The 13,506-nt window shown below is 43.3% G+C and carries 17 protein-coding genes; 9 read left to right on the top strand and 8 right to left on the bottom strand.

Annotated features, from left to right (window positions below; translation table 11 throughout):
- The first annotated feature begins 354 nt into the window (after positions 1-354).
- On the top strand, positions 355-2,175 hold the full coding sequence (locus tag BMX69_RS20540) for a DUF885 domain-containing protein (protein WP_054791310.1): 1,821 nt from the start codon (positions 355-357) through the stop codon (positions 2,173-2,175).
- A 52-nt stretch (positions 2,176-2,227) separates the two neighbouring features.
- On the opposite strand, the gene BMX69_RS20535 is transcribed toward BMX69_RS20540, so the two are convergent.
- The 3 genes from BMX69_RS20535 to BMX69_RS20525 all read right to left on the bottom strand — a co-directional run bounded on the left by BMX69_RS20535 (position 2,228) and on the right by BMX69_RS20525 (position 3,875).
- A complete protein-coding gene (locus BMX69_RS20535) occupies positions 2,228-2,767 on the bottom strand; it encodes a GerMN domain-containing protein (RefSeq protein WP_100043379.1) in 540 nt (179 codons plus the stop codon).
- 27 nt (positions 2,768-2,794) lie between these two features.
- Entirely contained in the window at positions 2,795-3,244 is a 450-nt protein-coding gene (locus BMX69_RS20530; protein ID WP_054791308.1) for a MarR family winged helix-turn-helix transcriptional regulator, read from the bottom strand.
- Between the two features lie 103 nt (positions 3,245-3,347).
- Positions 3,348-3,875 (bottom strand): nucleoside recognition domain-containing protein, encoded by a 528-nt coding sequence (locus BMX69_RS20525; RefSeq protein ID WP_100043378.1) that lies wholly within the window; start codon positions 3,873-3,875, stop codon positions 3,348-3,350.
- 158 nt (positions 3,876-4,033) lie between these two features.
- Here BMX69_RS20525 and BMX69_RS20520 point away from each other — a divergent pair, with 158 nt between their 5' ends.
- On the top strand, positions 4,034-4,393 hold the full coding sequence (locus BMX69_RS20520; protein ID WP_100043377.1) for an arsenate reductase family protein: 360 nt from the start codon (positions 4,034-4,036) through the stop codon (positions 4,391-4,393).
- 92 nt (positions 4,394-4,485) lie between these two features.
- Here BMX69_RS20520 and BMX69_RS24590 read toward each other — a convergent pair whose 3' ends face one another.
- Positions 4,486-4,974, bottom strand: a complete 489-nt coding sequence (locus BMX69_RS24590; RefSeq protein WP_054791307.1) for a hypothetical protein — start codon at positions 4,972-4,974, stop codon at positions 4,486-4,488.
- 111 nt (positions 4,975-5,085) lie between these two features.
- Between BMX69_RS24590 and BMX69_RS20510 the strand changes: the two genes are divergently transcribed.
- On the top strand, positions 5,086-6,153 hold the full coding sequence (locus BMX69_RS20510; protein ID WP_054791306.1) for an undecaprenyldiphospho-muramoylpentapeptide beta-N-acetylglucosaminyltransferase: 1,068 nt from the start codon (positions 5,086-5,088) through the stop codon (positions 6,151-6,153).
- 3 nt (positions 6,154-6,156) lie between these two features.
- Here BMX69_RS20510 and BMX69_RS20505 read toward each other — a convergent pair whose 3' ends face one another.
- Genes BMX69_RS20505 through BMX69_RS20495 form a run of 3 tightly spaced genes read right to left on the bottom strand, consistent with a single transcriptional unit; the run spans position 6,157 to position 7,777 of the window.
- A complete protein-coding gene (locus BMX69_RS20505) occupies positions 6,157-6,699 on the bottom strand; it encodes an RNA polymerase sigma factor (RefSeq protein WP_025230801.1) in 543 nt (180 codons plus the stop codon).
- On the bottom strand, positions 6,696-7,133 hold the full coding sequence (locus BMX69_RS20500; RefSeq protein ID WP_100043376.1) for an HIT family protein: 438 nt from the start codon (positions 7,131-7,133) through the stop codon (positions 6,696-6,698). The genes BMX69_RS20505 and BMX69_RS20500 overlap by 4 nt, the downstream gene beginning before the upstream one ends.
- Positions 7,134-7,156: 23 nt before the next feature.
- On the bottom strand, positions 7,157-7,777 hold the full coding sequence (locus tag BMX69_RS20495) for a rhomboid family intramembrane serine protease (protein ID WP_025230799.1): 621 nt from the start codon (positions 7,775-7,777) through the stop codon (positions 7,157-7,159).
- Positions 7,778-8,075: 298 nt separating this feature from the next.
- Here BMX69_RS20495 and BMX69_RS20490 point away from each other — a divergent pair, with 298 nt between their 5' ends.
- The 6 genes from BMX69_RS20490 (at position 8,076) to BMX69_RS20465 (ending at position 12,084) form a co-directional block, all read left to right on the top strand.
- On the top strand, positions 8,076-8,453 hold the full coding sequence (locus BMX69_RS20490) for a Fur family transcriptional regulator (protein ID WP_166433216.1): 378 nt from the start codon (positions 8,076-8,078) through the stop codon (positions 8,451-8,453).
- 33 nt (positions 8,454-8,486) lie between these two features.
- Positions 8,487-8,783: a hypothetical protein gene (locus tag BMX69_RS20485; protein ID WP_100043374.1), complete on the top strand. Its 297-nt coding sequence runs from the start codon at positions 8,487-8,489 to the stop codon at positions 8,781-8,783.
- Between the two features lie 118 nt (positions 8,784-8,901).
- Entirely contained in the window at positions 8,902-9,903 is a 1,002-nt protein-coding gene (locus BMX69_RS20480; RefSeq protein WP_054791303.1) for a metal ABC transporter substrate-binding protein, read from the top strand.
- A 14-nt stretch (positions 9,904-9,917) separates the two neighbouring features.
- Entirely contained in the window at positions 9,918-10,628 is a 711-nt protein-coding gene (locus tag BMX69_RS20475) for a metal ABC transporter ATP-binding protein (RefSeq protein WP_054791302.1), read from the top strand.
- Entirely contained in the window at positions 10,625-11,479 is an 855-nt protein-coding gene (locus BMX69_RS20470; protein ID WP_174715191.1) for a metal ABC transporter permease, read from the top strand. Before BMX69_RS20475 ends, BMX69_RS20470 begins: the two co-directional genes overlap by 4 nt.
- Positions 11,476-12,084, top strand: a complete 609-nt coding sequence (locus BMX69_RS20465) for a hypothetical protein (RefSeq protein WP_100043373.1) — start codon at positions 11,476-11,478, stop codon at positions 12,082-12,084. The genes BMX69_RS20470 and BMX69_RS20465 overlap by 4 nt, the downstream gene beginning before the upstream one ends.
- A gap of 117 nt (positions 12,085-12,201) precedes the next feature.
- Here BMX69_RS20465 and BMX69_RS20460 read toward each other — a convergent pair whose 3' ends face one another.
- Positions 12,202-13,506 (bottom strand): DUF6382 domain-containing protein, encoded by a 1,305-nt coding sequence (locus tag BMX69_RS20460; protein ID WP_054791299.1) that lies wholly within the window; start codon positions 13,504-13,506, stop codon positions 12,202-12,204.

The raw sequence follows: 13,506 nt of genomic DNA, 5'->3' as shown, positions 1-13,506 counted from the left end.
TGCTCCATAAAATCTCCATAAGATCTTATGGTTACTTAATAACAGTCTGACACGATAACGGGTGTAACCGTCGAAATTTAAAGGCGCGGTTTCGCCAATTCAATTCCGCTGCTCCAAGGCCATGTTGGGAAATACGCTCAAGCTTCCTTTTCAGCTTCCGGAAGTCTCTGCACATGAGGTTGATTTCTTACTCTTCTTTTCTCAGCATTCTTATATAAATAGATTGTTAGTAACCCTAGTTTAATAGTTTCAGTAAGGTTTGTCAAGCGGGTATGTAGGTACATCATCGCTTTTGTCATGACTTTTTTAATATCATCATATAAATAATAATAGTGAATCACGGAGGAAGCAAATATGAAAAACATCATTTTGAAACAGGGCCGCCGTTTTTTATCTTTCATCCTGGCTGTTTCCCTGCTTTGTGCTTGTGCACCCCCCGATAAAACTCCTGCCACACCTTCAGGGGCCGGGTATGAACAATTCCATGCTAAAGATTTGTCCGCACAAAACAAGTTTGATCAATTTACAAATGACTTGTTTCGTGAGGAAATCAGCGATTCCGGAATCAGTTTTCACTTTAGTATCGCAGATCCTGCTTCCCGGGGGTTTGATACAGTTCCTTTGACCTTGGGGGAATTTTCTCTGGATAAAATGAAACAGGGATCGAATGATCTTAGGGAGTTAAAAAGAAAGCTTGAAGGCTTTAACCCCCGCCAGCTATCCGACGAGCAGCGGCTTACCTGGCAGATTCTCCGTTCTTACATAAATACAGAATTAGAATCTGACGGTCTGGAGCTTTACGCCCAGCCTTTAACAACCACCATAGGAATCCAGGCACAGCTTCCCATCTTGTTTTCAGAATACGCCTTTTATACCCGGGATGATGTGGACCATTATCTTGCGTTGCTTTCTACCATTGATGATTATTATGGACAGATTATGGAGTTTGAAAAGAAAAAATCAGAAGCCGGCCTGTTTATGTCTGACGCTGCCGCAGATCATGTATTAAAATCCTGTGAGGCATATCTAATCCAGCCTGACCACAGCTTCCTTGCCGACACATTCAACACCCGGGTGGATGCCCTTACGGACCTAACCGATGAAGAGAAAGCTTCTTATAAAGAGAAGAATTTAAAAGTCCTGGAAGAACATTTCATACCTGCTTATAAAAATCTAATAAATGGTATCACCGCACTTATGGGGACCGGGACCAATGATAAAGGCTTATCCTACTATCCAAAGGGTAAAGAATATTTTGAATACCTGGTCAAATCCAACACCGGAACCTCTTATGATTCCATTCGAAGCCTGACAAAGGCAATCGAAAAACAGTTAAACACCGATATCCAGGCCATAGGAGCGATCACAAAGGAACATCCCGAAGTGCTGGACCACCTTGACAACTATTCCTTCCATTATACCAAGCCGGAAGATATCCTGGATTCTCTAAAATCCCAGATATTAACAGATTTTCCTGAGCTTCCGCCCTGCAGCTATACCGTAAAATACGTTCCAAGTTCTCTGGAGGCATCTTTAAGCCCTGCCTTCTACTTAGTTCCTCCTCTGGACCGTTATGAGGATAATGTCATTTACATCAACGGCAACCCGCGGTTTCAAAATGATGATCTTTACACCACCCTGGCTCATGAAGGTTATCCCGGGCATTTATATCAGAACGTATATTTTTTAAGTAGGAAACCAAACGACTTAAGAAGCATCCTCTCCTTCCCCAGCTATTCGGAAGGCTGGGCCACCTATGTGGAGTTTTACTCCTACACCATGGATAACGGGCTGCCTCCCGGGCTTGGAGAGCTTCTGGCACATAACACTGCTGTTACCTTGGGCATCTATGCCTATCTGGATATCTGCATCAATTATGAGGGCTGGGATAAAGAACAGACAGCCAAATATCTTGGTACGTTTTATAATATTGAGAAAACAGATATTGTAGATTCCATTTACACCAGCCTGATCGAAAATCCCACCAATTACATGGAATACTACGTGGGGTATATGGAGATTATGGAAATGCTGGGCACAGCCAAAAGGATCTTAAAGGATGATTTTAATTTAAAGGATTTCCACGCTTTTATGCTTGATGTAGGTCCTGCTCCGTTTTCAGTTATACAGCCTGCGTTCCGCACCTGGCTGTCCAAACAGTTAAGAAGCCAATAAATCAAAAAGGGCAGAAGCTTGTAATATGCCGCTTCTGCCCTACTATTTTATCTTATTTTATTTTCTTATAATTCTTAACGTATTCCAGGTAATCACTATCTCCCTGCTTGATCTGATCATTGGAATAATTCTTACCATTAACAAGAATTTTTAATTTGTCCAATTCAAAATTTTCAATAAAGGTATTGCCAACCGCTGTCAGGGTAAGTAAATCTTCTGTTGTACCTTTTTCCGGCATCTGGGATAAATCAAGAGTGGCCGTTCCATCATCTTTCTTATCAAACTGCAGAACCTTTGTACCATCCTCTAATACGCTGTATTCTATCAGCTTGTCCACCATAGCGTCTGCTGTCAGCTCAGATACCGCATCCATCGCCTGATTTAAACCGGTGGAGTCATCATTCTTACTGTATACGGAGATGATCTCCATTGGTTCTGCGTTAGGATCAGGAACTTTATCACTGGCGCCTCCCGTTGAAGCCATTACCTGAGGGTCAGGCGCTGTGGTCTCCACCTTAGGCTGTGTTGGTGCACATGCTACCAGGGACATCATCATCATAGCGCTCATTAAAAATACGATGAATTTTTTCATAATTGAGTATTGCCTCCTTAAATTCTCTTAAAGGCTCCGAAACCATTGATTTAACTTGGTCAGAGCTTTGATCAAAACTTCTATTTCATTCTCACTTAAACCTGCAACTATGCCGGCGATCATCTCCTGATGAAATCTGGCATGGTGTTCATAGGCTTCTTTCCCTTTTTCTGAAAGAGAGATGTATACAACACGCCGGTCCTCTTTTCCTCTCTGACGGGTCACATACCCCTTCTTTACAAGACTGTTCATGGCTATGGTCAACGTACCGACCGTAACAGACAATTCCCTGGCTATGGCCGACATGTTTTTGGGTTCTCCAATGCCAATGGCCTCGATCACATGCATATCATTATTTGTAATATTGGTAAATTCCTGTGTAATGATAGCCTGTTGCTCTATATCCATAATATCTCGAAACAGTCTTACCAAAACTTCGTTAAGAGTCCCGTAAGTATCCACGTTTATCCCCTTCACTTATGACAATAAAAGCTTCTTCGTAATTATACATGATTATGTATCCCAAGACAACCACCTGAATTCTTATGAAATTCTTAAAATCAGATCAAATAAATACCTTTTATACCAGAAAACGGGATATGACGACACTTGCGGCTATGCCCGCCGCCGTGGCAGCCAATGCACCGCCAAGAGTATACCGGGTCTTTTTAATTTTTACGGTTCCAAAATAAATGCTCAGACAATAGAAAACGGTTTCCGTACAGCTCATGATCACTGACGTCAGCATACCGATATAGGAATCTGTTCCATATTTCTTAAAAATATCGAGCACAAGTCCTGTGGCAGCTGAGTTTGAAATCAGACGCACTAAAATCACCGGCACGACCGGTGCGGGAAGAAATAGGAGGGCAGCCGGCTTTGTCAGGCATTTTGCCAGAAAGTCTAAAAAACCGGAAGCACGGAGCACCCCCACTGCAGTCATAAGTCCGATGAGCGTAGGCATGATCCCTGCCACTGTTTTCATCCCTTCCTTGGCCCCGTCTATAAAATCATCAAAAACCGGACGTTTGGACAATATGCCAAAGCCTACCATGTAAAAAATGATAAGCGGAACTGCCGCCTCAGACAGAAATAATAGAAATTTCATACCTTCACCTAAAAAACCTTAATTGTTATAGTTTATTCCAATTCTTCCCTTTTCATTCAAGGCGTTTTGAGGTAAACTATCCACGAAAGCAATGAGCACTGCGGGTCACCCGCTGCACTGAAGGACTTACGCTATTAACCGAAAGGAGATGTACCGATATGAGTATTTTATTTTTACAGTATCCCCCCTGCAGTACCTGCAAAAATGCAAAAAAGTGGCTAGATGCCCATGATGTAACATATGACGCCAGAAATATCAAAGAAGAAAACCCAAACTCCGTAGAGCTTGCAGACTGGATCCAAAAAAGCGGGCTTCCCATAAAACGTTTTTTTAACACCAGCGGAATTATCTACAAGGAAAAAAATTTAAAAGAGCTTTTGCCCGGCATGAGCGAAAAAGAACAGATCGATCTCCTGGCGACCGATGGAATGTTAGTTAAGCGCCCCTTAATCATTGGCGATGATTTCGTCCTGGTTGGCTTTAAGGAAAAAGAATGGGAGTCGTCCCTACTCCGTTAAATCCTTATTTTAAAAAATGCTTTCCCATAGAAATACCCGGCGGACTTAAGACTTGTATCTTCTCCCTTCCGCCGGGTATTCTGCCATAAACTTTACTGCTCTATTTTATGGGGCATGCTGTTAATCATTAACAGTTCGATCCCCAGATGCTCTTTTATTTCTTCATACGCATTGGACACCTTGTCCGCTTTAAGTACTTCATTTCTGCTCTTACCGGCCCCCTGCTCTTTCAAACGATAAGCATGAGCCTTCTTTGCCGATGCCCCGATTGCTGAAGCAGCCAGTATAATCAGGACCACCATTACGATGAGGAACGGCTTTTGTATGGAATTGACTAATCTATGGCCGTAATACAATACCCTCAGTTGCTTTCCTATTACGGTTTCTGTCCCTCTCCGGTTAAGCTCCGCCATAATCGCTTGAAATTCGCCGGGAGGAGGGGAGGGGGGTTCAGGTGTTAATTCCGGATGCTCCTGCATATAATCAAGCAGATGGGCTTCTAATTTTTCCTGAGATGACAAATGATATTTTATCCGTTTTAAAATTGAATATTTTTTTCCATGGTTTCTCTCCTTCTCCACGTACACACCTCTTAAATACAAGTTATCCTTAAGTTCCCACAAGCTTTGGGGTTGACTTTTTATCGCTAACGTTTACTATAATAGTATATCGAATTTGGGAGGCAACGCTTTATGAAAAAAATCATCTTAACCGGCGGTGGTACTGCCGGTCATGTTACCCCGAACCTGGCTTTAGTTCCCTCGTTAAAAGAGAGGAATTACGATATTCACTATATAGGATCATACCAGGGAATCGAACGCAAGCTCATCGAGGGAGCCGGCATCCCTTATGACGGCATTTCTTCCGGTAAGTTCCGTCGGTATTTTGACTTTAAAAACTTCTCTGATCCCTTCCGGGTATTAAAAGGATATTGGGAAGCATTGAGATTGATAAAAAATTATAAGCCGGATGTGGTTTTCTCAAAAGGAGGCTTTGTAGCCGTTCCCGTAGTATTAGCTGCAAAACACTGCAAGGTGCCTGTTATCATTCACGAATCAGACATGACTCCAGGGCTTGCCAACAGGCTTAGTATTACATCTGCAACAAAAATCTGCTGCAATTTTCCGGAAACCCTTCCTTATCTTCCAAAGGAAAAAGCCGTACTCACTGGCTCTCCTATAAGGAAAGAGCTTTTAATGGGAGATCGGCAGACAGGTTTAAAATATGCACGTTTGTCTGCAAACCGGCCTGTTATCCTGATCATCGGCGGAAGTCTTGGTTCCGTAACAGTCAATACCGCCTTAAGGGGCATTCTCCCAAAACTGCTTAAAAATTACCAGGTGATACATATCTGTGGAAAAGGCAATCTGGACGAAAGCCTGATCGGAATGGAAGGATATGTACAATACGAATATGTTGACGCCCCTTTAAAACATCTATTTGCTGCTGCAGACCTAATGATCTCAAGAGCCGGGGCAAATTCCATCTGTGAAATTCTCGCACTTAGAAAGCCGAATATCCTGATTCCTCTTTCCGCTGCCGCCAGCAGGGGGGATCAGATTTTAAATGCAAGATCCTTTGCAAAGCAAGGCTTCAGTTCTCTTCTTGAAGAAGAAAACCTAACCGGAGATTCCCTTTTACAGGCAATCAGCGAAACATTTGCCAACCGGCAGACTTTTATCTCTAAAATGGAGAAAAGTGAATTACACAATGCGGTTGATACCATTATTGATATGATTGAATCTCTGGTTCAAAATTAATCTTCATATATGAAAATTAGGACCGAGGATCTTTTTTAAGCAAACTCTAGTACGATATATCCGGGAACGGCAAACCGTTCCCGGAATTTTTAGGATTTCGCAAATTTCAGGAATAGTAAGCTGTTCCAGAAAATAAAGAATGGCCATTTCCTTCCATTCCTCTCTCATATTGGAAATCTCCCAGGTTATCTTTAAAAGAGCTTCCTCTCCAAGGATCACATCCAGGGGATCAGTGACTACATATCTCGTAAGCATCGCCACCTCATTAACTGCGTCTCCCTCATCCAGGCTCACCTTCTCATAATGGCCGTTCTTACGGAGGCAGTCAATGGATTTACGTTTCAGGATCTTAATCAACATGCCTTTCTTTCGCGTATCTGACCATGATAATGAATAATTCTCAAAATATGCAATAAAAGTTTCCTGCACCACATCATCCAGTTCCATGTCAGGCACATTGAGTGTTTTCGCTATCCTGCGGAGCAATCCCTGATATTCCCCATATATAGACTGCAGTAACAGATTTTCATCTTCATGTATGCTCATTGATTGTGTCCCTCTGATTGTAGGGCGCTCCTTATAGCGTCTCCTGTCTGTGTTAATTCTCCTGGATCTGCCTCGCCCGGCACCCATGAAACCATTACAGGGCCTTCCTCATAACGAGGAATCAAATGCACATGAAAATGAAAAACCGTCTGGCCTGCTTCTTTCCCATTATTCTGCACAACATTAAATCCGGCACAGCTTAATGAGTTTTTCATGGCGTTTCCTATTTTAGCCGCTAACGGGAGAACCTTTTTTGCTGTTTCCTCTTCCAGCTCACAGATATCTTTGTAATGCTGTTTAGGAAGTATCAGGGCATGCCCCCTGGAAGCTGGTCCTAAATCCAGGATCACACGAAACATCTCATCCTCGTAGATCGTTTCAGAAGGTATCACGCCATTTGCAATTTTGCAGAAAATGCAATTATCGTCCCTCACTTACTCACCTCCTTCCAAATAGATTATCCCCATATCTCCATATCCTGGCGCCTTCTTGGCTTGCGGTACATGAGAATCCCCATAACTACGCCAACAATGAGCCCACCAATATGGGCAGCATTATCTACGCCTGTGCTGGTAAAGCCAAAATACAGGGAACACGCAATCACAACTGCCAGCTGTCTGACACTTAAGTCCTCCAGCCGGCCGCGGTTGACTAATACCGCATATAAAAGGCCTCCGATTACGCCAAAAATTGCGCCTGACGCCCCTGCCGAGACTACAGTTCTGTATTCTCCAAGATTCACTACCATAGACACCACATTGGCACCTACTCCGCAAAGCAAATAGAAGAGCAGGTATTTTATATGGCCCAGAGCCCTCTCCAGATTATCTCCCAATATAAATAAAATGAGCATGTTATTCATAATATGGTTAATGCCAAAATGCATAAAAACAGAAGTGAGCAGCCGGTAATACTCTCCTCCCTCCAATACAAGCGGAGCATACATTGCTCCATGTGCCACCATAAACTGCGTATTTTCCGTGGAGCCTGTCACCTCCAGATATAGGAAATAGATGACATTTATTGCGATCAAACCAACGTTTACAAATGCCTTCTTACGCCTGTATAAGTCCTTCATTACAGCTCTCCTTGCTAAATATTATGCCTATTTTAACACAAGTTGACATATTATGTAAATATGAACGCGAAATTTGCGGTAAAAACTTAACCATTTTAGCCAAAACTGCAACATTAGCCTATCTAAATCCGGCCGGCTGTTTTAAAAGGCATCCGGGGAACTCTTCCTGCCCGGCAAGGGGCCTGAAGGATATAATTTGCGAAACATTCGCAAATTACCTTGACAACATCTCAATTCCGCAGTACACTTATTTGCGAACAAATCGCAAATTAGGAAGTGAACCCTTTTGGCCAATTATATGACAGCACAAAGAAAACAGCTTTTTGCCTTTTTGCAGGAAAACCCTGACAGACAATTTTCCGCAAAACAAATTGCAGACAGCCTTTCCGATTCTTCCGTCAGTTTAAGTGCAGTGTACCGTAATCTCACTTATCTGGAGGAAAAAGGGCTGATTAACCGCTTCACGAAAGAAGGAAGCCGGGAGCTTTTTTATCAGTATATTCATTCAGAGGATTGCCGTAATTGTATTCATCTGAACTGCATAAAATGCGGAAGGACTTTTCATATGGATGCCCACATTGCCGACAGGATGCTGGAGGACATTTTAAAAGTGGACGGTTTTCAGATCAAAAAAGAGAAATCCGTACTTTACGGGATCTGCAAAAACTGTATCTGATGTGTCCATTGCTTTTAAAAAGGAGGAAGAGATATGGCAAAAAACAAAAAACTGCTTGCTGGGTTTATCACCCTGGCGATTCTTTTTATGCTGCTCTTTTCCACATTTTATATCACTGCTGAGGCCCGCCATCAATGCATAGGCGAAAACTGCCCCATCTGTCTTGAAGTTCAGGCCTGTGTCCAGGCACTGAATACTCTTGGAACAGGCCTTGCGCCTGCCGTTGCCGTATTCGCGGCCGCATACTTTTTTGTAATCTGCGTGATTCCGGTCTTTCACCGCAACCCTTCACACACTTTGGTTTCTCTTAAGGTAAAGCTTACGAATTGAATATTGATTTAACAAGGGAGAATTCTGCCCATTTTAGGCAGAAACCAAAATCTGTCGATGCTCCCTTATATTCTTATGCCCATTTTTAATGATCTATATTTATTCGGAGGTTCTAATAATGAAAAAATTAATTTCCTGCCTGTTAGCAGGTCTTATGATGATAGGAGCACTTACTGCTTGCTCTAATACAAATGCAACGACAACGGCAACGACAACAGCCAGCAATAACAATAAACTAAGCGTGGTATGCACGATTTTCCCGGAGTACGATTGGGTCAGAGAAATCCTTGGCAGCCATGGGGACAATGGAGAGGTCACCATGCTTCTGGATAACGGTGTGGATCTGCACAGCTATCAGCCGACAGCGGATGATATCATCAAAATCTCAAACAGCGATATGTTCATCTATGTAGGCGGTGAATCCGACCTATGGGTAGAGGATGCTTTAAAGGAAGCTAAAAACAAAGATATGGTCGTGATCAATCTCCTTGAAGTTCTGGGCGACACCGTCAAAGAGGAAGAGGTTGTTGAAGGAATGGAGTCAGAGGAAGAAGAAGCCGAGAATAGCAGTGAGGATGGCCCGGAATATGACGAGCATGTTTGGCTGTCACTGAAAAATGCCAAAACCTATTGCAATTACATTGCTTCAAAGCTTGGCGAAATCGACAGTGCAAATGCCGCGGACTATTCTGCAAACGCAGATTCCTATGGAAAAAAGCTGGATCAATTGGATGAAAGCTACCAGCAGGCAGTTGACTCTGCAAAACAGAATACCGTGCTGTTTGGGGACCGCTTTCCCTTCCGCTACTTAGCAGATGATTACGGCCTTACCTATTATGCCGCATTTGTGGGCTGCTCTGCAGAAACGGAGGCCAGCTTTGAAACCATCGCATTTCTTTCAAAAAAAGTTGATGAATTGGGGCTTGGCACTGTGCTGACTATAGAAGGCACCAAGCATAAAATCGCTGAAACCATCGTTCAAAACACGAAGGATAAAAATCAGGCAGTCCGTACCATGGATTCCATGCAGTCTACCACTTCCAAGGATGCACAAAGTGGTACCACCTATCTTTCCATTATGCAGACGAATCTGGAAGTACTGAAAGATGCATTAAATTAAGAGGAGGAATCATAGTGGCACAGCTAACATGTAACAACCTTACCATCGGGTATGACGGCAAAACGGTCCTTAAGGGACTTAACTTTTCCGTAAACAGCGGTGATTATCTCTGTATCGTAGGAGAAAACGGTTCCGGGAAAAGTACTCTCATGAAAACTATTCTGCACCTTCTGGCGCCGCTTGAAGGAAGCATTGTTATAGAAAACAAGCAGCATCCAGGAGGAATCGGATATCTGCCTCAGCAGACAGTGGTACAAAAGGATTTTCCGGCATCTGTTCGGGAAATTGTTTTATCGGGCTGTCTGAACCGCTGTGGGCTGCGTCCCTATTACAGCCGTGAAGAAAAACAGCTTTCCCGTGAAAATATGGAGAAAATGGGGATCTCCCATTTGTCCAAACGGTGTTACAGAGAATTGTCCGGAGGCCAGCAGCAGCGAGTTCTGCTGGCACGGGCGCTGTGCGCTGCAGGAAAAATGCTTCTGCTTGACGAGCCTGTTTCAGGGCTTGATCCAAAGGCCACTGCCGAGATGTATGAGTTGATCCAAAAGCTGAATGAGGAAGGCATCACCATTATTATGATATCTCATGATATAGGCGCTGCAGTTAACTATGCAAGCCATATCCTGCATATGGGAGATCCTCTCTTTTTCGGAAAAAAAGATGAGTATCTAGACAGCAGCATCGGCAAAGCATATTCATCTCAGAATGGAGGCAAAGAAGCATGAGTATCTTGATTGAAAAATTAGCCTTATATTTTGAATATCCCTTTGTACGCTATGCTCTGATTGTCGGGATATTAATTGCTCTCTGCTCCTCCCTGTTGGGTGTTACACTAGTGTTAAAGCGTTTTTCCTTTATTGGCGACGGATTGTCCCATGTTGCCTTTGGCGGTATGGCAATCGCTACGGTAATGAAGCTGTCCAATCAAATGCTGCTCATTCTGCCGGTTACCGTCATCTGCGCAATTCTTCTGCTGCGAACCGGTCAGAATGCCAAAATCAAGGGCGATGCAGCTATCGCTATGATTTCCGTGGGCGCGCTGGCCCTGGGCTACCTGCTTATGAATATATTTTCTGCCTCAGCCAATCTGGCAGGAGACGTATGCAGTACGCTGTTTGGTTCAACCTCCATTCTGACACTGACAAAGTCGGAAGTATGGCTTTGTGTTGCCCTTTCGGTGGTCGTTATCGCCGTATTTTTACTCTTTTACCATAAGATATTTGCAGTTACCTTTGATGAAGACTTTGCAAGAGCAACCGGCACAAAAGCGGAACAATACAACCTGCTGATTGCGGTCATCATAGCCATTATCATCGTACTTGCCATGAATCTGGTTGGATCACTGCTGATCTCTGCATTGGTCATTTTTCCGTCGCTCTCGGCAATGCGCATATTTAAAAACTTTAAGTCCGTGATCCTTTGTTCGGCAATCCTTTCCGTCTTCTGCGCCGTACTGGGAATTCTAACATCCATTCTGGCAGGAACACCGGTCGGCTCAACCATTGTAGCCGTTGATATCGCTGCGTTTGCCATATGCTCACTCATTGGGTGGATCCGGGGAGGTGTCAGTAGATGAAACGTATCTTTGGAATGGTTCTGATGCTTTTCATGGTAAACCTTACATTGACAGGCTGCGGAAAAGACGCCGTGACTGCCCCCGGTCCGTCGCTGCCGCAAGGGGACCGGGCAGACTCCGTACAATATGGGACCGCAGGCTCTGAACAATACGATCCGGAGAGTACGGAAGACTTTGATATTAATACCTATCCTTCCGATTCTTTTGAACCAACCACGGAGCAATTTCAGGATGATCGGGCTGGCTCCACGAATAGCACCGGGTTTGATATTGACCTGACGAAATTAAGCAGCACCATGGTTTTTTCCGAGGTATACAATATGATGATATCACCGGAAGAATATATGGGAAAAACAATTAAAGCCGAAGGGATATTCCAGGTTTACCAGGATTCGAATAATAACAATTTTTACGCTTTGGTCATTGCGGATGCCACTGCCTGCTGCCAGCAAGGGCTGGAATTAATCTGGGACGGAGATCTTACCTATCCTGATGACTATCCGGATGAAAATAGCGAAATAGAAATAACAGGTGTGTATCAAAGTTATATAGAAGAAGGCAACACATATTATTATGTGCAGGTAAACGATGTTAAGGCGGTATAGAATTTCATTCCCATACCGCCAGTACACCGGCCCGAAAAAGGCCGGTGTTTTTATTTTGTAATTATAAATTTACGTAAATATAAATTTATGTAAATACAACTTTATGTAAACATAACTTCATGTAAATATAAATGGGTAATTTGCAATAAAAACTTCATCTCCTATTTTCAGCGATACCGTCTCATTTGTTTCTAATACCCGCCCGTTCACAGCGGTTCCATTGGTAGAATTTAAGTCACTGATCCGGTATTCTTCTCCTTCTCTGTCTATCCTGGCGTGAATCCTGCTGATGGCTTCTCCAGTAAGGACACAATCGACCATGCCTTCCTGCTTTCCAATTAAATAAGGAACATAAGTAATTGGGATATCTTCCAATTCAGAACCAACTGCACGTAAAAAGCGGATACTTTTATCAGCCGTTGTATCGTTTAACAGGGCCGTTTGAAATACTTCCTCATCTCCTGTATCAGGTTTTAGCGTCTTTTCCTTTATTTCTTCTTCAAATGTCAACTGCCAGTCATAGCCTTCCGCTGGTTGACGGTCTCGCTCTTCCTTTTTCACCATCATCTCCTTTGGCTGCCTGGACTCTTTTCTCCATATGGCTAAAACTGCGAATGCTGAGAACCCCCCGGTGATGGGCACCCCATACCAGAATTTTCGAATCCCTTCCATACCAAAAACCAACCATAAAGCTGTGGCAATACTAAACATAGCTAAAATCGGGACAATGAAAACAACCCCATTCACCTTACCATCAAAAAAGCGGCTTCTTTCTTCTATGTCCTCGTTAATTGAATACAAAATGTGAGAGCTAAGATTCTCTTCCGTGTTGTTGTCCTTTTCCGTCTGAAGTACACTTTCATCACTTCCTTTTTCGCTGGAACAATTCTTTCCGGCAATTTCAAGGAGGTCCTTCATCCCGTAATTTTCCTTAAGACTTTCCTGATACAGGCCATACGCCATAACTACACATTCCTTATCCTGGTGATTGACCTTACCCAGAAGATACCGCAGCAACCCGGTCATCTCTTCAGGAAATCCCACTTGTCTACCGGGAATAAGGCAAAGGGAAACCGTAAACTGCTCCGGCTCAACATAAATATATTCTGGCTCTAGTAGGATTTGTTTTTCCTTAAGCAGGTAAGCCTCCAGCCTGTCCAGAGTCCGCCCAATATCCTCTATCAACTTCTTAAGCTCCTCCCTGCCCAGACTATGATATTCAAGTACCCTGTTTAAGGGCTGCTTTGAGGTGATCTCATAATAATATAATTTCTGATTATCCACCTGTTTTACATGGAACTTCAGCAGTCCCCCGATCCTGTTTGCCGCCATCATATGTATTTCATAACTGTCATATCCATTCTCCTCCGGCTCCATGATCAAATAATTGTGCTTCATTTCCCGCCTGTATACAGCCTTCAT

The organism is Lacrimispora sphenoides JCM 1415, from assembly GCF_900105615.1.
Taxonomy (GTDB): Bacteria; Bacillota; Clostridia; order Lachnospirales; family Lachnospiraceae; genus Lacrimispora; species Lacrimispora sphenoides.
The sequence above is the reverse complement of the archived record's forward strand: the minus strand, read 5'-3'. Positions and strand labels throughout refer to the sequence as shown.